This is a genomic window from Myxococcus sp. AS-1-15 (assembly GCF_020037055.1).
Lineage (GTDB): Bacteria > Myxococcota > Myxococcia > Myxococcales > Myxococcaceae > Myxococcus > Myxococcus fulvus.
Map to the genome: position 1 here is coordinate 45,558 of NZ_JAIQDF010000019.1, position 20,650 is coordinate 66,207.

Genomic DNA, 20,650 nt, shown 5'->3' on the forward strand with positions numbered 1-20,650 from the left:
CCTTCAACCTCGAGGGACGCCCCACAAGAGGCGCCCCGTCCCGAGGCCAGCCACTGCGACTTTAGCGAGCCGTCACGACAATCTCCTGCCCAGGCACCGCGAGCACCCACCGCGTGCTCTCGCTCCCCGCGCAGTTCACCACCACCTCCAGCTCCCTGCCCGCCTCGATGGAGGACTTCGTCACCGGCGTGCGGTGGGGCAGCACCGCGCCATCCACCTTCACCTCACACCCCGGCGAGCTGGTCGCCACGCTCAGCGCCCCACGCGTCCCGGACTGCGGCGTGGCGTCCGCCAGCGTGCGCACGTCGATGTCCTCGCGCTGCATCGTCGTGCCGAAACGGCGCAGCTTTCCGCCCACCGCCGTGGAGATGAGCAGCGAGCCGGTGGACGGCACCGCGAGCGTCTTCGTGCCGGGCTCCACCCGCACACCGCCGACGAACACGTGCTCGCCCTCCGACAGGTTCACGAACACGGAGCCGGAGCCGCGCAGCATCACCAGCGCCACCACCGCGATGACCAGGAGCGCTCCACCACCGATGGCCGCCCACTTCCACGTGGAGGCATTCGAGGGCTCCTCCCCATCGGCCTCGACCTCGGGCTCGACGCGGGGAGGCGCGACCGGGACCGGATGCGCCGTCGTGGAGGGACGGGGCGAAGGAGCCGGCCTGGGCGCCACGTTCGCCGCGGGAATCCCCACGGACGACGGACGCTGCGGCGTGGGCACCGCGGTGTGTCCCGGCTGCGAGGGCCTGGGCGCGGGCGCCACGGGACGCGGAGGCGCCGCAGGAGGAGTTACCCCCGGCTGGAGCACCACCACCTCCGTCCTGTCCCCCGCGTCCAGGTCCGGGAGCATCGGCAGCTCGGGCGCGACGGGAGGCGGAGGAGGACGCACGGGCGCCACGGGAGGCGGCGTCGCGGGACGCGCGGCGACCGGCGCGGGACGCGGAGGCGGCGCGGCCATGGGAGACGGACGCGGCGGAGTCCCGGGCACGGGGGGCGCGGACACGTTGCCGCTGCCCGTCCCCGGCACGCGGGGGATGCTCCCACTGGTGGAGGCCGTCGGCTTCGGGCCACTGCCCGTCCCCGGCCTCGGCGTCTTGCCGTCCACCGGCGCGGCCATGTCGCCGCTGCCCGTGCCGCTCCCGGAGGGAACCGGGCGCGGATGGCTGCCCGTCCCCGTCGCGGACGAAGGCGCGTACTCCACCAGCCGGTCCCCGAGCGTGTCCTTGAAGAACTGCGCCACCGCCGCCGGGGACGAGTTCAGGCGGTGGTGCGCCATCACCGCTTCAATCTCCTCGCGCATCGCCGCGGCGGACGCCGTGCGGCGCGCCGGGTCCTTCACCAGCGCGCGGAGGATGAGGTCGGAGACGTCCTGCGGGATGTTGGGCCGCAGCTGCGAGGGCACCGGCGCCGGCTCGCGCACGATGGCGTTGAGCGTGGCCGCGTCGTGGTCCCTGCGGAACGGCAGCTGTCCGGTGAGCAGTTCGAAGAGCACCACGCCCAGCGCGAACACGTCGTTGCGCGCGTCCAGCGTGCGCCCGGACGCGGCCTCCGGGGAGATGTACGAAATCTTCCCCTTCAGCACGCCCGCCTGCGTGTGCTCCTCGCCCGCCACCTTGGCGATGCCGAAGTCGCTGAGCTTGATGGCGCCGTCCAGCGAGATGAGCACGTTGTGTGGGCTGACGTCGCGGTGCACCACCGGGTGCGGAATGCCCGCCGGGTCCACGTACGCGTGCGCGTAGTGCAGGCCCGCGGCCACCTCCGCCACGATTCGCAGCGCGTGCTCCAGGGGCAGCGCCAGCCCCTTGCGGCGCAGCTCGTTCACCAGCCGCTTCAGGTCCGGCCCGCGCACGTACTCCATCAGGATGTACGCCACCCCGTCGGACACGCCCACGTCGAAGGTCTGCACGACGTTGGGATGCGTCAGCCGCGCGTTGGCGCGCGCCTCCGCGAAGAGCATGTCCACGAACTCGGGGTTCTGCGCGAACTGCGGGAGGATCTTCTTCATCACCACGAACTTCTCGAAGCCCTTCACGCCGACCTGCTTGGCGAGGAAGACCTCCGCCATGCCGCCCTGCCCCAGCCGGCGGATGACGTTCAGCTTGGTGCTGCCCAGCGAGTTGGAGATGTCGGTGGGCGAGCCCTTGTTCGCCTGCGGGTCGATGTTGGTGGACCCGAACAGGTACTGGCTGAGCGCGCGCGGCTCCAGCACCTCGATGTCCTCGAGCGGCCGGTCCGTCAGCTGCATCCGCGCCAGGAACCCCTGCAGCTGGGGCATGTGCGGCACCTGCGCGGCGCCGCCGCAGATGGGGCACTCGTTGGACAGGCCTGTCTGCTGCGTGCGCAGCTGCGCCAGGTACGCGCTGGCCTGGATGCGCTGGTGGCTCACCTGTCCGCAGCTGCGGCACTCACACGGCAGCCACAGCGTGGCGAGCTTCGCGGGCAGCAGCTTGGCCGAGCGCGCCAGCACGGCCAGCGCCGGCGGAGGCAGCCGGCAGAGCACCACCTGCGCGCCCTGCGCGGCGGTGTCCAGCACCTGCTCCAGCTTGGGCAAGGCCTCCGGCTCCACCTTGCTCACATGGCTGAAGTCGAACGCGACGCGCCCCTCCAGGCCCGAGGCGAGCCGGCGCACGTTGAGGTCGCCCTTGAGCGTGCTCGCCAGCGAGATGAAGGTGATGTCGTCCTGGACGATCTTCAGGTGCTGCGGAAGGTCCGGCTGCTCCTTCGGCATGCTGGCGCGCAGGTAGCGCATCACCACCGGGTCCACGGTGCCGAACTGCTGGCGGCGCGCGTAGTCGAAGAACTCGCCCGGCAGGTCCGCGAACTCCAGCGGGTTGGAGCAGACGGGGCAGGCGTGCTCGGGCGCGCGCTCCTCGGCGATGACCTGCGCCTCGTCGACCAGGTTCACCACCCGCATCCGGTCTTCGTTGCAGGTGCGGCACGTGTACGGCGCCAGCATGGAGAGCACGCGGGCGACCCCCGCGAAGCCCTCCACCATGTTGAGCTGGTCCACCACGACGGGCGGAGCGTGGACGACGTAGAGCCCCAGCGCGCCCGGGGGCAGCTTGGCGGCGAACTCGATCCACCGACGCACGCCGAAGGAGCTGATGCGCTCCACCCTCCCCAGGTCGACGACGAGAAGCCCGCTGAGCTCCGGGCTGGTCGACGTCAGGGGGAAGGTCTCGTCGATGACGCCGGCGATCCGGACGTGGGTGATGGTACCCACACGGAGCCGGCTGATGATGGCGTTGGAACCCTGGCTATCCACCGGCCCTGACCTCATGCGAACAGAAAAGCAGTGACTTGGGCTGGGTCGCGCGGCGGCGCGCGTCTCCCAGGTCCACCACGCACACGACGCGAGACTCGCGGCCGACGCACACCCGCGCGGCCACCGTGTCGCAATGCTCGAGGATGCGGCGCAACCCGAGGCCCGCTCCGCCCCCGGACGCATCCACCTTCACCTTCTGGCCCCACCCGTCCAGCGCCCGGGCGAACGGCCCCGGCCGCAGCCCGCCGAAGCGGTCCGCCACCTCCAGCCACATCCGGCCGTCCTCCACCGCGAACACCAGCTCGCAGGCGTCCTCCGGCGCCACCTCGCGCACCTCGGTGCGGCGGTGCGCGTAGCGGGGCTCGCCCTTGGCGTCCACCGGCGCATCCAGCAGCGCGTTGGCGGAGATCTCATGCACCACGTCCGCCACCAGCCCCGCGGCCACCCGGCTGCCCTCGGCCGCGCCCACCGCCGCCGCGGCCGCCGTGGCCGCCTCGTGGATGTCCGCCACGCGGCGCAGCGGATGGCGCGTCACCTCCGCGCGCTCGGGCAGCAATGTCCCGGACGGCTTGAGGACCGCGCCCACCAGGAGCGCCTCCCACATGGACGGGCCGCCGTCGCGCTCGCGCGTGGCCAGCAGCAACGCCGGAGGCTCGCGCCGCAGCCACTGCGCGTGCTCCGGCTTGAGCACCCCGTCGAACAGCAGGAGGCCGCGCGAGCCCGTCGACGGGGACGTCTCCGCGGAGGCCCCCACCCCACCCTGCGTCAGCAGAGGCACCACCTGCTCGAGCGCGGCCGCGGGCAGGGAAGCATCTGCAATCAGCAAGAGGCCACTGGCCTCCAGGTGGGGTGCGGTACTCAAACGAGGTGCCTAGTAGCGTACCTTGACTTCACTGAAGAAGGACTGGGGCGCGACGGGGAAGCCGTGAGACTCCTCGTAGGCGGCGTTGAAGAGGTTGGAGCCCAGGAACGACACGGAGATGCCGTCGTAGACGTTGAAGCCCACCCGCGCGCTGGCGGTGAGGTAGCTGGGCAGCTCCACGCGGGAGCTGGGCAGGCCCGTGGCCTCGTCCACCTGGAAGCCCGGGTCGAAGCGCGAGCCCACGAAGAGGGCGTAGAGCTCCACGAAGGCCACCTTGCCGATGTTGGTGCGGCCGCGCGCGTAGATGCGGTGGGTGGGCGCGTAGTCCAGCGGCGTGCGGGCCCCGCCGTCGAAGGGCACGTTCTTGGCGTCGAGGAACTGGTAGGCCACGTCGAAGGACGAGTTGATGGACGGAATCTGCGCGGCCGCCTCCAGCTCCGCGCCGGCGATGCGCGCGTCACCCATGTTCCGGAACTGCGACACCGAGCCGAACACGAGCTGCTGATTGATGAAGTTCTTGGCCACGTTGTAGAAGCCCGTCCCCGTCAGGCGCACCCGCCGCTCGAAGGGCCAGAAGTCCACCGAGGCCTCGAAGGTGTCGAGCGTCTCCGCCCGCAGGCCCGCGTTGCCCACCAGCGTGGAGGCGTACATCTGCTGGTTGATGGCGAGCTCCGCCAGCGTGGGCGCGCGGAAGGCGCGGCCGTAGTTGGTGCGCAGCGTGAGCAGCTCCGGCACCGCGTGGAAGACGACGCTGGCGCGCGGCGAGATCTGGTCCGTGCGCTCGCGCCAGACGCGCTCGGGAATCTGGTAGCGGTCATAGCGGGCGCCCGCGCTGAGCACCACGCGCTCCAGCGGGCGGTACTCCGCGTCCACGAAGCCGCCGATGATGGTCTGCTTCGTGTCGTCCATCGTGAGCTCGGGCAGCACGTTGGGCACGTTGACCTGGTCGAACTTCACGTCGCCGCCGAACGTCACGGACACCGGGCCCGCCGAGTACAAGGCGCGCGCCTCGCCGCCCAGCCGCCGGCGCTTGCCCAGCGCGCGCGTGGGGTCGCCACCGAAGGCGTTCTCCATCACCACGTCGCGGCGCTTGAAGAAGCCGTACACCTGACCGAACAGGCGCAGGCTGTCCGTCACCTGCTGGTCCACCTGCGCGGAGGCGTTGAGGTTCTGGACGGACTCCTCGTCGTTCGGCGTGTAGTGGCAGCGGCCGCAGTTGCCCACCGTCGAAATCCCGGTGTGCGAGCCGCCCGGACGGCCGATGGTCGCGTCGGTGAAGTCCGCGTCCAGCGCCAGCGGGCCCACGCGCACCTTGCCGTTGACCTGGTGCACCATCGAGTCCTGGTTGCGGTCCACCAGGCCCGTGGCCGGATCATTGAAGAGCTGCGGGCCGTCCGAGCCGAAGCCGTAGTAGCCGAGCAGCGCCTCCACCGGGCCACCGCGCCCGGCCACGTTGCCGTGCAGCCGCCACGTCTGGTCCTGGCCGGCGAGCACGCGCGCCTCCGCGCCCACGCTGCGTCCCGGGGCGATGAGGTCCGCGGGCTGCCGCTCGATGATGTTGATGACGCCGCTGAAGGCGTTGGAGCCGTACAGCGAGGAGCCCGGGCCCCGGATGACCTCCACCTGCTTCAGGTTGACCAGGGGCGTCGTCTCGTCCGCGTAGAACTGGCCCGTCCACGGGTCCGTCAGCGGGCGGCCGTCCTTCAGGAGCAGCAGGCGGTTGGACAGGTAGTTGGAGCCCAGGCCGCGCGCGCTCACCGCCGCCTTGCGCATGGAGCCCCGGCGGCACTCCATGCCGGGGAAGTACTGGATGGCCTCGCACAGCGTGAACTGGCCGGTGCCCTCGAGTTCCTCGGCGGGAATCCACGACACCGTCAGCGGCACGTCCGCGATGCGCTGGTTGCGCTTGCCGGCCGTGGTCACCACCGCCTCGCTGAGCACGCGGTTGACGGACTCCTCCAGCGGGTCGGCGCCGCCCAGGGGATCCAACCCGGCCAGGCCCGACGGGGGCGGCATGGCCCGGTCCATGGTGGGCTCGGCGAAGGGCGCGCTGATGGGGACGTTGTCGGTGGCGACGGGCGCGGAAGGCGGGGTCTTCGTCGCGGGCAGCACGGCGCCGTGGCCCGGCGTGGAGGCGGGCGACGAGGTGAGCGGATCCGAGATGCTGGGACCGGGCTGGGCGCCCGGGCTCGCCACGGGAGCCGTGGGCAGCGGCGCGGGGGGATGCGACTCCACCGTGGGCGCCGGGGCGACGGGCACGGGGGGCTCGGCCGTCACGGACTCCGTCGTCGGGGTGGGCTCGTCCTCCAGGCCACCGCCCAGCACGGGGATCTCCGCGTCGGCGGGCGCGGCCTCGGTGCCACGAGGAGGCTTGCGCGTCTTGGGCGGCTTCTTCGCCGTCGCGCGCGGAGGCTTGGTGGCGGGCGTCTTCGTCGTCGTGGCGGCGGGCTTCGTCCCGTTCGCCACGCGCTTCTTGCGCTTCACCTTGGGCTGCGACTCGGAGGCCGCGTCGCTCTGCTGCGCCTGGGCCACCGTCGGGTGGGCCACGGCCAGCGCGCAGAGGACGGCCGACACCGTGAAGAAGGCGCGAAGGCCCCGGCGCTTCACGTGAGCACGCACCGCGCCTGGCAGCGGATCACCACACACAATCGAGTGCATCGTTCTCTCATCCGCGGATGGGAGGAGCCCCCGCGGTCCTGTACGCCCCGGTTGGCGGGCGCGGCGCCAGGGCAATCGGTCTGTTGGACGAATTCGCTCACCTGCACGCTCGCGCCGTCGAAAAACAAGCTACCCCAGAGACCCCGCCGGGCCAAGCCGGTGATTCTCATTCCCTGGAAACTCAAGAGTGTTTCGGGCTGTAGCGTCCAAGGTTGCGTGAAATCAGTCGTCGGGCTGCTCGGCGGAGACGGCGAGGTCGCTGGTGAAGGACGGCAGCGAGGGCCCCAGCGCCTCGGCGCGGACGAAGACCTCGGCGTCCACGCGCGTGTCCGCCACGTCGGCGAAGACGGGCTGGCGGCGCGGGGGGCCCTGGGTGACGAGACGTCGGAAGTCCTCGAAGTCCTTGCCCTGGATGCGCGCGAAGGGCTCGAACGGCGCCACGGCGCCCACGGTGGGCAGGGCCTGCTCCAGGGCCTCCTTGTGGTTGCGCAGGTCCACCAGCACGGCGCCGGGGAGCCGGGCGCTGCGGAAGAGCACCCGCAGCTCCTTGTCCTTGGGGACGTGGGACACGGGGACGAGCGCGGCCTCCGCGCCCTTGGCCTCGAGCATCTTCAGCGCGGACTCCACGTTGGGCACGGGGGACAGCTTGAAATGGCGCTGTGCGTCCAAGTCGCCGCCGAGCACCGCGTGGGTGACGAACTTGGGGTCGGCGGGGCCGGCGCCCTTCACCAGGGCCAGGCGCTTGCCGGCGAGGTCCTTCACCGCGCCCTTGTGGGTGGAGACGATGGCCCAGCGCTGCTGGGACTCCCCCGGGCGCGAGGCCCAGGCCAGGGGCGTGGCGCGCGAGCCCAGCTGCACGGCGGCCCAGCCCTCCACCACGGCGAAGTCGACCAGGCCGTCCGCCATGGCGCGCGCGAAGTCCTCGTAGCGGCCGAAGCTCTTGGCGGCGACGGGGCGGTCCAGGACCTCGGTGAGCTTGGCGGCCAGGGCCTCCGCGTACTGGAAGCGCTCCTGACCATCACTCAAGGTGGTGGCGAGGAAGACGCCCACGGTGGCCTTCTTGGGGGCCGCGGCGACGGCGGGGGATGCGACGAGGAAGGCCAGCGCGAGGATGGCCCACGGGAAACGAGGCGTCTTCATGGGGTCTCCTCCACCACGGCGGGGCCGTTGGACGGGACGCTGCCCGCGGGCTCGGCGAGGCCGTGCAGGCTCTGCAGTCGGTCCTTCCACTCGCGCACCTGGGCCATGCGAGGCCCGGTGCCGGAGGCGAGGTAGCGGCGCCAGGCGTCCACGGCCTCGGCCGGCTCACGGCGACGCTCCTGGGCGTCGATGCCCAGGTTGAGCGAGGCCACGGACACGGTCGACTCCAGCCGCCGCCAGGTGCTCAGCGCGTCGGACGTCTTGCCCTTGCGCCAGTCGACGCAGGCCAGGTTGTGCTGGACGAGCGCGTCCTCGGGCTCGGTGGCGAGCGCGGCCTTGAGGGCCTTCTCGGCGAGCTTCATGTTGCCGGAGGCGTAGGCCAGCGAGGCCTCGCGCCGGTGGAGCGCGCCCGTCATGGACGCAATCCACTTGGGCTGCCCCGGCATGGGCTTCTTGGCCGCGGCGGTGAGCTGCTTGCGGGCGGCGGCCACCTGCCCCTTCTTGTAGAGCACGAAGGCGTCCGCCAGCGCGCGCGTGTTGGGCCAGGCCCAGGGCTGCGCGGGGGTGAGCGCCTTCTTCAGCGCGGCGGCGGCCTCGGCGTGACGACCGGCCTCCGCGCGCGTCAGGCCCCGGGCGAAGAGGGCCAGCTTCGCGAGGTCTCCCCGCTTGCCGGTGCCCAGCTTGTCCACCGCGTCGAGGTCGCGGTCCGCGCCCTCCGCATCTCCCGCCTCCAGCCGGGCGAGCGCGCGACGCACCAGCACGCGCGGCAGGTTGGCCTGGGCCACGCTCGCGGCATCTCGCGACGGGCCCACCTCGGTGAGCCGCTGCACGGCGGCGTCCACCTGCCCCAGCTCGACCTCCGCCAGCGCGGCGCCCACGGACGCCTCGGCCTGCTGGTCGGGCTCCTCCGTCTGCTTGCCGGCGAGGTTGAACGCCTCCAGCGCCGCCTGCGCGTCACCCGCGCCCAGCCGCGCATAGCCCAACAGGAGCTGGTCCCTCCACGTCGCGCCGGGCAGCGTGGCGCCCTGCTCCATCACCTTGCGCGCATCCGCGTACGTGCGCGTCTCCAACAGCGCCGCCGTCAGCCGGCGGGCCATGACCGCGCTGCGGTCCAGGTCGAACGCGCGGCGCAAATCCCGCACCGCGTCGTCGGCCCGGCCTCCACCGCTGCGATCTCTCGCGCGATGGGCCAGCGCGCGCGCCAGCCACTGCTTGGCGCCCGCGTGCTGGGGCTCCACCTGGAGCGCGTTGCCGTAGTCCTCGATGGCCTGGTCCCACTGGCCGGTGGCGAAGTGGTCCGCGCCCAGCAGCATCCATCCCAGGGCCTGCCGGGGCGCCATCTCCACCACGCGGCGGTGCACCTCCACCGCGCGCTGGAAGCGGCCGGCGCGGCGGTTGACGGAGCCGAGCGAGGCCCACAGGTCCACGCTGCTCGCGCCCGAGCGCACCGCGGCCTCCAGGAACTGGATGGCCTCCTCGTGACGACCCTGCGCCTGCAGCGCCTTGCCCACCGCCATCTGTCCCAGCACCAGGCCCGGCTGCAGCTCCAGCACCTTGCGGTAGGCCTCCTCGGCGGCCGGGGCCTGCTTGCGCGCGAGCCGCACGTCACCGAGCAGCAGGTAGGCCGCGGGCGTCGCGCCCAGCTTCACCACCGCCACCGCCTCCGACTCCGCGCGCGTCAAATCACCGGCGGACAGGTACAGCCGCGCGAGCTTCTCCCTCGGCTCGGCGGCCTGCGGGAAGCGCGTGGCCACGCCCTCCAGCAGCGTGCGCGCCTCCACCCCCTTGCCCTCCAGCTCCAGCACGCTCGCGAGCCCCAACTGCACCGTGGGCGACTCGGGCCGCCCGGCCTGGGCCTGGGTGAAGGACGCACGAGCGGCCACGGTGTCCCTGCGCAGCACGTGCGCGCGGCCGAGCAGCTCGTGGATCTGGAAGTCGTTGCCGGACAGCTTCGCGGGGCGCAGCGACAGGTAGCGCTGCAGCCGCGTCACCGCCGCGTCGCCCTGCTGGGCGTAGAGGTAGTAGCTGGCCAGGTAGTAGTGGACGATGAGGTGCTCGGCCTGGTCGGCCTGGGCCACCTTCTCCAGCATCGGCACCGCCTCCGGGAAGCGGCGCAGCTTGAAGAGGGCCACGCCCAGCGGATACGCGAGCGTCAGCTCGGACGGGTTCGCCGTGTGCACGGCGGACACGCGCTCCACGGTGCGCGCCCAATCCTGCAGCGCGTTGGCGGCGGAGCCCACGCCCGCGGCGGCGGTGATGGAGGTGGGCTCGGCGGCCAGGGCCTTCTCGAAGAGGCCCAGGGCCTTCCTGTACTTCTCCTCGGCCTCCTTCTTGTCACCGGAGGCGCTCGCGGCGCTGGCGGAGACCTGGGCCTGCTCGCCCTCCTTCACCAGCCGCTGCGACTCGGACATGGGGGGCGCGCGGTACTGCGCCAGGACGGGAGGGCTGGCCAGCGAGGCCAGGAGCGCGAGCGCGGGGACGAGACGTCGCTTGGGGGTGTGGGGTGTGCGGCGCATGCGGGAGTCGTCCAGGGGTCAGGCGGGGCTGAACTCGGCGACGACGACGGTGATGTCGTCGCGCTGCGGCTGTCCCGCGCTGTGGGCACGGGCGTCCGCGAGCAGCGCTTCACGCAGCGCCTCCGCGGACAGGTGGGCATTGGCCTGCACCGCGGCGGCCAGGCGCTGGGTGCCGTACATGCGCCCTCCGCCGTCGCGCGCCTCGGTGAGGCCGTCGGTGTACCAGACGACGATGTCGCCGGGGCGAAGCTGGCCGTCGCGCGAGGTGAACTGCGACGTCACGGACGCGCCCAGCAGCGGACCGCGCGCGGGCAGCGAGGCCACCTGACCGCTGTGGCGGTTGAAGACGAGGGGGCTGGGGTGCGCGCCGGCCGCGTAGTCGATGACGCCGGTGGACACGTCGATGACGGCCAGGGCGCTGGACATCTGGTGCTCGCCGCGGCCCACGTTGGCCAGCGTCACGTTGAGCGCGGTGATGAGCATCCGCGCGTTGACCTCCGAGGGCTCGCGCAGCGTCATCGCGGAGGCGAAGCCGCTGGTGGCGCTGGTGGCGACCAGCGAGGTGGACAGGCCGTGGCCCGTCACGTCGCCGATGCCGATGACCACGCGCTGCTCGTCCAGCGCCGCGCGGAACCACCAGTCGCCGCCGCACGCGTCCGCGGTGACGACGAGGCCCGCGATGCGCAGCGCGCCCACCTGCACCGCGTCGCGGCCGGGCAGGAGCGTCTCCTGGACGGTGCGCGCCAGCGACACCTCGCGCTCCAGCTGCGCCTTGGCGCGCACGTCGTCGAGCAGCACCTTGATGCGCTCGGCCATGTGGTTGAACACCACGCCCAGCGTGCGCACCTCGCGCCCCGCGCCCCGCGCCGCCTGCGTGCGCGCGCCCAAATCACCCGCGGCCAGCTGCATCACCTTGTTCGTGAGCATGCCCAGCGGGCGGGTGATGCGACGGCTCTGGAACGCGGCCACCACGCCCGCGAGCACCACGAACCCCAGCCCCAGGCCCAGCATGCGCACCGTGTTCGCGCGCACCGTCTCGCGCTTGTCCCGCTCCAACTCCTCCAACTGCACCTGGAGCGCGCGCAGCGAGTAGCTGATGACCACCAGCCCCTTGCCGCTGCTGGAGCCGTAGTCGATGGGCTCTTGAATCTCGTACACCGGCTGGTCGCGGTAGAAGGCCTGCACCAGGCGCTGCTCGGCGACGCGGCCGGTGGGCGCATCGGACTCGGCCGCGCCCGCGGCCTTCGGCTCGCTGTCCGCCATCACCACGCCCTCCGGGTCGAGAATCTGGACGCGGAGGATGTTGGGGTTGGTGGTGACGATGGAGCCGGCCACGCCCTCCAGGAAGGCGTAGTTGTTGTCGCGCAGGTTGGTGACGGAGGTGAGCGCCAGCGTCTGCCCCACCGTGCGCCCCAGCTCGCGGGCCTGCTCCTGGATGCGCTCGGTGGAGCGGCGCGCGGTCTCCTCGAACTGGGACTGGGTGGAGGCCACCGACAGCGCCGCCAGCAGGCCCACGATGACCACGACGAGCGCCGTGGTGGTGAGCAGGAGGATCTGGTCCAGCCGGGGCCCGCGGATGGCGGCGACGTTGGGCAGCTCCCCCGCCTCCAGCGGCGCGATGAGCGTGCCCGTCTGCTCGGCGTGGGGCAGGCCCACGTTGGAGGTCAGGCGGGTGGCGGTGGACTCGCGAGAGCCCGTCAGCTCCCGGGTGCCTGTCCTCTCGGCCGGTGGTGGGGCGGCTCCCGCAGACGTGCCAGGGGACGTACCGGACTCCGGCGCGGGGTTCAGACGCGTGTTCGTGCTGGACAAGGACACACCCGGAAGGGCCACGCCCGAGGCGCGGCGGGAGCGAAAAAGAGTCGCGACTCTAGCGCACTTCTCCTGCTTCGCGAGGTCCTGCCCCCCACGACACGTCTCCGCCACCGCGCGGCGCGACGTGCCTTGACGGGTGTGGCCCGCATCCTGTTCAGCGAGGACACTTCACGTCCGGTGAGTGTCGGGCGAGGCCCTTCACCCGGCGTCCGCGCGCGGGCCCGGTTAGGCTCGCGGGAGCATGAAGCCGCTCTTCCACGTGGCGCGAACGCCCGTTCATCTCCAGCCGCTCTTCTTCCTCACCGCGCTGGCGACGGGCTGGGACTTCGCCGCGGAGCCAGGCCGTCTGGCGATGTGGCTGCCGGTGGTCTTCGTGTCCGTGCTCCTCCACGAGCTGGCCCACGCCTGGGCCCTGCGCCGCTTCGGCTCCCCGGCGAGCATCACCCTCCATGAGCTGGGCGGCACCACCCGGGGCTCGGACCGGCTCACGCACCGCCAGTCCGCGTGGGTGAGCCTCGCCGGGCCCGCCGCGAGCCTCCTGGTGGGCGGGCTGGCGTGGTGGGCCTCGGACCTCGCCTCGCCGGGAGGGCAGCCGGGCCTGGGCGGGGCGCTGCTCCAACAGCTCCTGTGGGCGAACGCGGGCTGGGGGCTCTTCAACCTGCTGCCGGTGCGCCCCCTGGATGGCGGGGACTTCGTCGCCTCGCTCGTGCGCCACCGCGCCGGCTATCGACACGAGCGGGGGCTCCAGGTCCTCGGCGTCCTCACCGCGGTGGCGCTGGTGGTGGGCGCCATCGTCACGCGCACCGTCTGGATGGGCGTGCTCGCCCTGATGCTGGGGTTCAGCAACGGGCGCAGGCTGCTCCAGCGCCAGCGCGAGGCACGCCTGAAGCCCATCACCCCACCCCGCCGCCCCCTGGCGCGCGAAGGCTCGACCGAGGGCGCCATCCCGCTCGACGCGCTATTGGGACGCAAGCCCGCCGCGGCCAAGACACCCGAGCCGGGCCCCGAGCACGCGCGCGCCTCCCCGCGCACGGTGGCCAGCGACGAGGACGTCCCCCACGACGCGGGCAGCGTGGGCCAGCTCCTGCTCGACAGCGGCCTGGCGGACCTCGCGGTGCGGCCCCTCCAGGAGTCCTTCACCCGCGAGCCCTCGCCGCAGGCGGCCCACGCGCTGGCCCTCGCCCTGCTGGAGGCCGGACGCACCGCGGAGCTGGAGTCGCTGCTCTCTGGCCCCCAGGCGCCGCTGGTCTCCGACGAGACGCTGGCCGCCGTCGACGCGCGGGCCCACGTCCTGGGCCACGCCGCGCTAACGGACCGCGTCACGGCCCTGCGACGTGGCCGGGCTCCTAAGTCGGATGAGCGAGGCTGATTGCCGCGCCGCGCCACCGGGCCCGGCCGGGAGGTGGGAAGCCGACGCGGCATCTCTCGCTTGAGAAATGGGGGCGCATCCGGGTTATAGGGGCGTCCCCTCCAGATAGAGGAAGCCCGCGCGTGTCTCGACCCCGACTCATCAAAGAATCGTCCGCGCCGCTCCAGCTGGACAAGGAGCTGCTGGTCCGCATCCACGACCTCATGGTCAAAACGCGCGTCCTCGAGGAGCGCCTCATCCAGATGTACAAGCAGGGCCATGGGTACTTCTGGATTGGCGGTCCCGGCGAGGAGGCGTTCAACGTCCCGCTCGGCCTGCTGATGAAGAAGGGCCAGGGCCCCGAGTACGACTACCTCCACGCCCACTACCGTCAGTCCGGCACCCTGCTGGCGCTGGGCGAGGAGCCCATCGGCGCCCTCCGGCAGATGAAGAACACGGCGTCGGACCCGTACTCCGGCGGCCGCAACTTCGCGGGCCACTTCTCGCTGCGCAAGTACAACGTGGCCCCCGTCAGCTCGCCCATCGAGGTGCAGTACGCCATCGCGCCGGGCACGGCCATGGTGCAGAAGCGCGTGGGCGGCGACGGCATCACCATCGTCACCGGTGGCGACGCCGGCACGGCCGAGGGTGACTTCGCCTCCTGCCTGGTGTGGAGCAGCCGTCCCGCCAACCCGCTGCCCATCCTCATCATCGTCACCAACAACAAGTGGGGCATCTCCACGTCGGCGGAAGGCCAGCACGGCGAGCCCCGCGTGAGCGAGCGCGGCAAGGCGTTCGGCATCCGCTCGAAGACCATCAACGGCAACGACCCCGTGGAGGCCTACCAGGAGCTGAAGGAGGCCATGGAGTACGTGCGCAAGGAGCGCAAGCCGTTCCTCCTGGAGGCGAACGTGTCGCGCCTGTACGGACACTCGTCCGCGTCCGGCGCCAACTACGTCTCCGAAGAGGTGGACTGCCTGAAGAACTTCGAGGCGCGCCTGGAGCAGGACGGCGTGCTGACGCGCCAGCAGATGGACGAGCTGCGCAACCGCTACACCGAGGACATGGCCGCCGCCGCCCGCATCGCCCGGGACGAGCCGCTGCCGGGCCCCGAGACCATCTGGAAGCACATCTTCGCGGAGGACAAGTAACCCATGGCCAACATGGCACAGGCCATTCGCATGGCCCTCCACTACGCCGAGGAGAACCTGGGCGTGACGGACATCTTCGGGGAGGACGTCGGCGCCCCGCTGGGCGGCGTCTTCACCTGCACGCAGGGCCTGAAGACGACGTGGAACTCGCCTTTGGACGAGCGCGGCATCATCGGCGCGGCCATGGGCATCGCGATGGGCGGCGGCCGCCCCGTCGCCGAAATCCAGTTCTGCGACTACGTCTACAACACCATCGACCTCTTGAAGCTGGCGGGCAACACCTGCTGGTCCAGCAACGGTGACTGGAACCTGCCCATGGTGGTGCGCACGCCGGTGGGCAGCGGCATCCGCGGGTCCATCTACCACTCGCATTCCTTCGACGCGACGATGACCCACATCGCCGGGTGGAAGGTGGTGATGCCCTCCACGCCGCTGGACGCGTACGGCCTGCTCATCTCCGCGTGCAAGGAGCAGAACCCGGTCATGTTCCTGGAGCCCAAGGCGCTCTTGCGCGTCAAGGGCGAGGAGCGCATCCCCGGCGAGCCGGACGATGACCGCGCGCTGTCCAAGGCCATCGACGCGCCCCTGGGTGACCGCAGCCAGTGGAAGCCCGCGTGGCCCGAGGGGCTGGAGGCGTTCGCCATCCCCATCGGCAAGGGGAAGCTGGTGCGCGAGGGCTCGCAGGTGACGGTGGTCAGCTACGGCCGCACCCTGCCCCTGTGCGCGCGCGCCGCCGCGCTGCTCGCCGACGAGGGCATCAGCGTGGAGGTCATCGACCTGCGCTCGCTGTGGCCCTACGACTGGGAGATGATCAAGGCCTCCGTCCAGAAGACGGGCCGCGTGCTCTTCGTCAACGAGGACACCGAGGTGACGAACTTCGGCGAGCACCTGGTGCGACGCACGGTGGAGGAGCTCTTCTACTCCCTGCTCGCGCCGCCCCGGCTGCTGGCGGGCAAGTTCATCCCCGGCATCGGCCTGGCCGACACGCTGGAGATGGCCTCCGTGCCCCAGCAGAACGACATCACCGACGCCTTGCGCTCGCTCGCCGGCGAGCAGCCCTAGGCATCTTACCCAGTGCCCCCGTGTGGGCTGTCCGCCCACGGGAAAAGTCCCGGGCCGCCGTTCCTCTTTGGAGGAGCGGCGGCCCTTTCGTTAGACTGCCAACTGCCTTGTCACAGCCAATCGTCCGGACCGTCAGCCCCGCGGGCGCAGAAGCTCCCGCCTTCCGCATCCGCCGAGCCCGTCGCGGCGACGCCGAGGCCATGGCCTTGTTGCTTCGCGAGCTGGGCTACCCCCAGGGAACGGACCAGCAGACGGTCCACTGGGTGGTGAGCCATCCGGAGATTGAAATCTTCGTGGCCGGAGACCCGCAGGACAAACCCGTGGGCATGCTCTCCTTCTCCCACCGGCCGCAGCTGCGGCTGCGCGGGCGCGTGGGCACCATCGACGAGCTGGTGGTGACCGAGTCGTGGCGCCGCCGGGGCGTGGGCCGCGCGCTCATCAAGCAGATTTTGGAGCGCTGCAAGGTGCTCAGCGCGCGCCAGCTCCAGCTGGTCTCGCCGATAACGACCACGCCGGAGGTGCGCAGCTTCTATACGGCGTGCGGCTTCTCCGAGGTCGACGCGGGCGTGTTCCGCCACCTGGAGACGGAGAAGGGCCGCTGACGTGCCGCCCGTCCCTCGCGCCCCGGGTTTCTTCCGGGGCCGAGGCGCGCGGTGACGTCAGCGCTTGATGCGCTCCACCACGTTGTGCAGCCGGACGCGGTCGTCGTCGCTCACGTCCGTGAAGCGCACGCCGATGGCCTCCTGCTCGTCACGCACCCACGCGATGACGCCGGTGAGGTCGAACTGCTCGCCCGCGATGTCCATGGACAGCCGCACCTGGGCGCCCACGTCGTAGGCCTTGCGCGTGCGCAGGCACAGGCCACCCGCGGACACATTGATGGAGAACACGCGCAGCGCCCTGGCCGCGTCCTCGGCCTGGGTGAAGCGAACCGCGAACTTGGCGGCGACGCGCTCGTCCGTGCGCCGGTTCGCGTACGCGGCTGGGTCTCCCGATGACATCTCTGCTTCCGCCGCCTTGCTAGTCATGTGCACCCGCTACCCCCAGCCGTCCGCCGCTGGCGACCTAATGCCTTCCCGAGGACCGACGGGATACTGACGCGCCGAGCCACCCCTTGGGCATCGGTCATCCAGCAAGTGTCCGCTGCTTTCCAGGCTCGATTCAAGAGGGCCCCCACGAATGGGCGCCATCAGGTAAGTCCTCACACAGTTCGATTCGGGAGTTCGGGATGCGTGCGTGGCTCGCGGTGTTGACGGGGACCCTCTTCCTGGCGCTCGTCACGCCTGGGTGTGATGACGACGACAAACAGCCGGGCCCCGGCCAGGGTGACTCCGGGGTGCCCGGAGACCCGGACGGAGGCGGCGCGGGCGATGGCGGCGTGAGTCCCGACTTCGCGTGCAACGTCGCAAGACAGGAAGGCTGCGGAACCGGCCAGAGCTGTCACTTCGCGGACCTGTCGGGCGGCAAGACGGGCAGCCGGTGCTTCGCGGCGGCGTGTGACGTGGTGCTGCAGAACTGCGCGCAGGGGCAGCGCTGCACGTACGTGAGCACGGGCGCGGTGACGGAGCGCCGGTGCGTGGAGGCGGGCACCGTCGCCGAGGGCGCGCGGTGCACGCTGTCCCCCACGGACGGTGGGCCGGAGTTCGACACGTGCGCGGCGGGCCTGTTCTGCAAGGACGAGCGGCAGGACGACGGCGGCGTGGGCTTCTTCTGCCGGAAGCTGTGCCACACGAGCAGCCAGTGCACGGACTCGCGCGAGTGCAACACGGTGCTGCGGCTGGCGGGCACGTCGGAGCTGCCGCTGTTGTGCGGACCGCGCTCGCAGCCGTGCGACCCGTTCGCGCAGGGCTGCGCGGCGCCGCTCAGCTGCTACCCGTCCTCGTCGGGTCCGGTGTGCGCGGGCAGCGGGACTCGCGCGACGGGTGAGCCGTGCGACTTCAGCAACCAGTGCGCGCCGGGGAGCGCCTGTGTGAACACGGGGCAAGGGCTCAACTGCCGGCCGCTGTGCAGGCCCTCCAGCTCGCCCGCATGCACCGCCGGGACATGCCGTCCACTGAATGACAATCCTGGGGTGGGAGCCTGCATCCCATGAAGCGGGTTACCCACGTGGGGCAACTTCCGCCGCCATGTGGGTGAACGATGGACCCGAGCAAGGCCGGCGGGTTCGCGTGACAGGGAAAGCGTTGTCTCCATCTCGCCCGGAGACCAAGGGGGCGTGCGCCGCGAGCCTCGGGACTTGCGCGCATGTTCGGTGGTCGTCGCGGGAATGAGCGGTGTACATCGTGCGTCGTCGGGAGGGAGCGACGATGCGAATGTGGCGGACGTGGCTCGGTGTCCTCGCATGCGTGGGTGGCGCGCAGTTGGCGTGCACTCCCAGCAGCCCCGAGGACCCGTTGTCGGAAGAGCCTTCTCAAGAGCAGGGTGAGTCCACGAACGCGCCGGATGCCTCCGTGGACGTGGCGCCGCCATTGGTGCTCAACGACGACGGGCACGTGAGCTCACCGCCGCCGCCCGCGCCGCAGCCGCCGTTGCCGAGCATCGGCTTCCAGCCGGGCTTCCATCAGGCGCTGCGCTGGTCTCACTACGTGGGCGGTGTCACCACGTTCCGCCTGCGCGTGCCGGTGGCGCGCGCCGGAGAGCGGCTCCAGGTGACGTTCCGCGCGGGCGACGGGAACCTCATGCTCCAGCGCGCCACGGTGGCGAAGGCGGGCGTGGACGGCTCGCTGGTGTCGGCGCCGGTGGCGCTGAGCTTCGAGGGCAAGCCGGGCTTCAACGTCGGCGCGCGCGCGCTGGTGACGTCGGACCCGGTGGTGTTCCCCGTGGGCTTCCGCGAGGACGTGGCCATCACCTTCGAGGTGCGTGGGGCGCTGGCCGCCAGCGCCATCAACGCCTTCCCGGGCAGCTTCGCGCGAGCGGGCACGCATGCGCTGGTGACGGGCGCCATCGGCGGCGAGCCCTTCGAGCGCTCCGTGGGCGTGGCCTCGGTGCACGTGGAGGGCCCCACGGGCCGCGCCTTCATCGCGCTGGGTGACAGCATCACCGAGGGCTACGTCGACCTGCGCAACGACACGCGCAACGCCTGGCCGGCGCTGGTGGAGGCGCAGCTGGGCGTGCCCGTGGTCAACGCGGGCGTCAGCGGCCAGGGCTTCTACGACGCGCTGAGGCTCTTGTCCGACGAGGTGCTCGCGGTGAAGGGCGTCACCGACTGCCTGGTGCTGCTGGGCACCAATGATTTGGGCGACGCGGGCGCGGAGGAGCAGATGGAGACGCGGATGCTCCTGCTGGTACAGCGGCTGGAGCCCTTCTGCCGCGTGTGGGTGAGCACGCTGTTGCCGAAGGAGAAGACGAACTACGGCGCCTATGACTACGTGAAGTCGCAGCGGCTGGGCTTCAACGCGTGGCTGCGCGGCGGCGGCACGAGCACGGACGTCATCGACCTGGAGTCGGTGATGCGGCAGACGAGCAACGTGCACCTCTACCTCGACGGCCTGGGCATCGACGGCATCCACCCGAGCACCGAGGGCCACCGGGTGATGGCGGCCGAGGTGGTGCGCACGCTGCGCGAGCGGGGCGAGCTGTAGCCCCGCTGTGGCTCAGCGGGGTCCGAGCACGTTGTTGAGGACGAGCAGCTCCGCCAGTGCTGGCGGAGCCAGCACCCAGTCGTTGCCCGTGGGCACCCAGCGCACGGGCGCGCCCGCCTGCTCCAGCACGGCGTTCACCCGCTGGAGCAGCGGCTCGAAGGTGGTGGCGGGCGCGTCCCAGTCCCCCTCGCCCGCTTCGACCTCGTGTCCTCCGGGGTCCACGACGAAGGCCTCGCGCCCCTGGAGGGGCCGCACCGCGAAGCCCGGCAGATAGGGCTGCAGCGCCGCCTCCAGTCGCTCCAGCAGCGCGCCGTCCTTGTACGGGTGGGACAGCTCCCAGTCGAAGAAGGTGGGCAACTGCGACGTCAGCTCGCTGCGCAGCGGGTCCTCACGGCTCTGGCGCCAGTGGTGCTCGGCGAGCTCCAGCGCGGTGGCGGGGACCTTCAGCTCCCACTGCTCCAGCTTCGCGAGCAGCTCCGCCATGCGCTCCACCAGCTCGTACGGCGGCTCCACGCGCGTCACCCACGCGACCTCCGTCACGGACTGCCCGCGACGCTGTCCCGTCACCCGGTCTCCCTTGCGCAGCTGGAAGGGAGGCGCGTCGGACTCCGGCTCCGGATAGAGCGGGGCATGGAATGGCCCCTCTCCCGAGTCCGGCCGCAAGAGCGCGAAGCCGTGCTGGGCGTTGACGTCCTCCACCGTGAATGCGTCCCTGGCCATCCCGACCTCGTCTCGAAAGCCGTTGAAGACGTCTGTATTGGAGCGCTGAAGGTTAAGTCGTCAGCGCCGGAAGCGCACCACGCGCACGTCGAGGTCCCCCGCCTCCGCGTCCAGGACCTGCCTCATCAGCTCGAGCGCGCGCGTCTCGTCGAAGCTGCCGGAGCCCGCGCCGATGATGGGGAAGGCCACGGAGTGGAGGCCCTGCTCACGGGCCCTCTCCAGGGCGTTGCGGACCGAGTCCTGGATGGAGCGCTGGGAGGCGCGCCACAGCATGTCGATGCCCGCCACGTGGATGATGGCCTTGAAGGGCAGCCGCCCCGCGGAGGTCACCACCGCCGAGCCCAGCGGCATGGGGCCCGCTCTCGCCACCTCGCGGAAGGGGCCGACGCCACCCCGTCGCTTGATGGCGCCGGACACCCCCTGCGGCAACAGCAGCCACCAGGGGATGATGTTCCGGTTCCAGGCATTGACGATGGCCTCCACCGGCTGGTCCAGCAGGTCGCCTTCGCAGACAGAGACGGGCATGGCGCGG

At 71.7% G+C, this 20,650-nt stretch carries 15 protein-coding genes; 6 read left to right on the top strand and 9 right to left on the bottom strand.

Annotated elements, in window-relative coordinates:
* Window positions 1–61 precede the first annotated feature (61 nt).
* From K8625_RS36935 to K8625_RS36960, 6 genes are all read right to left on the bottom strand, one after another.
* Window positions 62–3,268, bottom strand: coding sequence for a serine/threonine-protein kinase (locus tag K8625_RS36935; RefSeq protein WP_223785339.1), 3,207 nt, complete (start codon window positions 3,266–3,268; stop codon window positions 62–64).
* Window positions 3,261–4,130, bottom strand: coding sequence for a hypothetical protein (locus K8625_RS36940; RefSeq protein WP_223751629.1), 870 nt, complete (start codon window positions 4,128–4,130; stop codon window positions 3,261–3,263). Before K8625_RS36940 ends, K8625_RS36935 begins: the two co-directional genes overlap by 8 nt.
* Before the next feature lie 9 nt (window positions 4,131–4,139).
* Window positions 4,140–6,788, bottom strand: coding sequence for a TonB-dependent receptor domain-containing protein (locus K8625_RS36945; protein ID WP_223785340.1), 2,649 nt, complete (start codon window positions 6,786–6,788; stop codon window positions 4,140–4,142).
* Between the two features lie 222 nt (window positions 6,789–7,010).
* A complete protein-coding gene (locus K8625_RS36950) occupies window positions 7,011–7,928 on the bottom strand; it encodes a PhnD/SsuA/transferrin family substrate-binding protein (protein ID WP_223751627.1) in 918 nt (305 codons plus the stop codon).
* Window positions 7,925–10,444 carry a tetratricopeptide repeat protein gene (locus K8625_RS36955; protein WP_223785341.1) on the bottom strand — a complete coding sequence of 840 codons (2,520 nt, stop codon included), beginning with the start codon at window positions 10,442–10,444 and terminating at the stop codon, window positions 7,925–7,927. Before K8625_RS36955 ends, K8625_RS36950 begins: the two co-directional genes overlap by 4 nt.
* Before the next feature lie 18 nt (window positions 10,445–10,462).
* Window positions 10,463–12,253 (bottom strand): PP2C family protein-serine/threonine phosphatase, encoded by a 1,791-nt coding sequence (locus K8625_RS36960; RefSeq protein WP_223785342.1) that lies wholly within the window; start codon window positions 12,251–12,253, stop codon window positions 10,463–10,465.
* 244 nt (window positions 12,254–12,497) lie between these two features.
* Here K8625_RS36960 and K8625_RS36965 point away from each other — a divergent pair, with 244 nt between their 5' ends.
* The 4 genes from K8625_RS36965 (at window position 12,498) to K8625_RS36980 (ending at window position 16,419) form a co-directional block, all read left to right on the top strand.
* Window positions 12,498–13,625 (top strand): metalloprotease, encoded by a 1,128-nt coding sequence (locus tag K8625_RS36965; RefSeq protein WP_223785343.1) that lies wholly within the window; start codon window positions 12,498–12,500, stop codon window positions 13,623–13,625.
* Between the two features lie 122 nt (window positions 13,626–13,747).
* Window positions 13,748–14,755 carry a thiamine pyrophosphate-dependent dehydrogenase E1 component subunit alpha gene (locus K8625_RS36970; protein ID WP_141325736.1) on the top strand — a complete coding sequence of 336 codons (1,008 nt, stop codon included), beginning with the start codon at window positions 13,748–13,750 and terminating at the stop codon, window positions 14,753–14,755.
* Window positions 14,756–14,758: 3 nt separating this feature from the next.
* Window positions 14,759–15,817, top strand: a complete 1,059-nt coding sequence (locus K8625_RS36975; protein WP_141325735.1) for an alpha-ketoacid dehydrogenase subunit beta — start codon at window positions 14,759–14,761, stop codon at window positions 15,815–15,817.
* Between the two features lie 200 nt (window positions 15,818–16,017).
* The gene (locus K8625_RS36980; RefSeq protein WP_223785344.1) at window positions 16,018–16,419 is read left to right on the top strand and encodes a GNAT family N-acetyltransferase; all 402 of its coding nucleotides are present in this window, start codon (window positions 16,018–16,020) and stop codon (window positions 16,417–16,419) included.
* Window positions 16,420–16,476: 57 nt separating this feature from the next.
* Here K8625_RS36980 and K8625_RS36985 read toward each other — a convergent pair whose 3' ends face one another.
* Entirely contained in the window at window positions 16,477–16,845 is a 369-nt protein-coding gene (locus tag K8625_RS36985) for a TIGR02266 family protein (RefSeq protein WP_223751622.1), read from the bottom strand.
* A 200-nt stretch (window positions 16,846–17,045) separates the two neighbouring features.
* Here K8625_RS36985 and K8625_RS36990 point away from each other — a divergent pair, with 200 nt between their 5' ends.
* Both K8625_RS36990 and K8625_RS36995 read left to right on the top strand, forming a co-directional pair.
* Window positions 17,046–17,909, top strand: coding sequence for a hypothetical protein (locus K8625_RS36990; protein ID WP_223751621.1), 864 nt, complete (start codon window positions 17,046–17,048; stop codon window positions 17,907–17,909).
* A gap of 214 nt (window positions 17,910–18,123) precedes the next feature.
* Window positions 18,124–19,398, top strand: a complete 1,275-nt coding sequence (locus K8625_RS36995; protein WP_223751620.1) for a GDSL-type esterase/lipase family protein — start codon at window positions 18,124–18,126, stop codon at window positions 19,396–19,398.
* A gap of 12 nt (window positions 19,399–19,410) precedes the next feature.
* Here K8625_RS36995 and K8625_RS37000 read toward each other — a convergent pair whose 3' ends face one another.
* Together K8625_RS37000 and K8625_RS37005 are read right to left on the bottom strand one after the other, a co-directional pair.
* Window positions 19,411–20,118 (bottom strand): hypothetical protein, encoded by a 708-nt coding sequence (locus tag K8625_RS37000; protein WP_223751619.1) that lies wholly within the window; start codon window positions 20,116–20,118, stop codon window positions 19,411–19,413.
* Between the two features lie 60 nt (window positions 20,119–20,178).
* Window positions 20,179–20,643: a macro domain-containing protein gene (locus K8625_RS37005; protein ID WP_223751618.1), complete on the bottom strand. Its 465-nt coding sequence runs from the start codon at window positions 20,641–20,643 to the stop codon at window positions 20,179–20,181.
* Window positions 20,644–20,650 lie beyond the last annotated feature (7 nt).

Bases quoted from the DNA above. Each gene is read 5' to 3' on its own strand.
- K8625_RS36975 (WP_141325735.1), top strand. From the start codon at position 14,759: ATGGCCAACATGGCACAGGCCATTCGCATGGCCCTCCACTACGCCGAG.
- K8625_RS36950 (WP_223751627.1), bottom strand. From the start codon at position 7,928: ATGAAGACGCCTCGTTTCCCGTGGGCCATCCTCGCGCTGGCCTTCCTC.
- K8625_RS36995 (WP_223751620.1), top strand. From the start codon at position 18,124: ATGCGAATGTGGCGGACGTGGCTCGGTGTCCTCGCATGCGTGGGTGGC.
- K8625_RS36945 (WP_223785340.1), bottom strand. From the start codon at position 6,788: ATGCACTCGATTGTGTGTGGTGATCCGCTGCCAGGCGCGGTGCGTGCT.
- K8625_RS36955 (WP_223785341.1), bottom strand. From the start codon at position 10,444: ATGCGCCGCACACCCCACACCCCCAAGCGACGTCTCGTCCCCGCGCTC.
- K8625_RS36980 (WP_223785344.1), top strand. From the start codon at position 16,018: ATGGCCTTGTTGCTTCGCGAGCTGGGCTACCCCCAGGGAACGGACCAG.
- K8625_RS36990 (WP_223751621.1), top strand. From the start codon at position 17,046: ATGCGTGCGTGGCTCGCGGTGTTGACGGGGACCCTCTTCCTGGCGCTC.
- K8625_RS36985 (WP_223751622.1), bottom strand. From the start codon at position 16,845: ATGACTAGCAAGGCGGCGGAAGCAGAGATGTCATCGGGAGACCCAGCC.
- K8625_RS37000 (WP_223751619.1), bottom strand. From the start codon at position 20,118: ATGGCCAGGGACGCATTCACGGTGGAGGACGTCAACGCCCAGCACGGC.
- K8625_RS36965 (WP_223785343.1), top strand. From the start codon at position 12,498: ATGAAGCCGCTCTTCCACGTGGCGCGAACGCCCGTTCATCTCCAGCCG.
- K8625_RS37005 (WP_223751618.1), bottom strand. From the start codon at position 20,643: ATGCCCGTCTCTGTCTGCGAAGGCGACCTGCTGGACCAGCCGGTGGAG.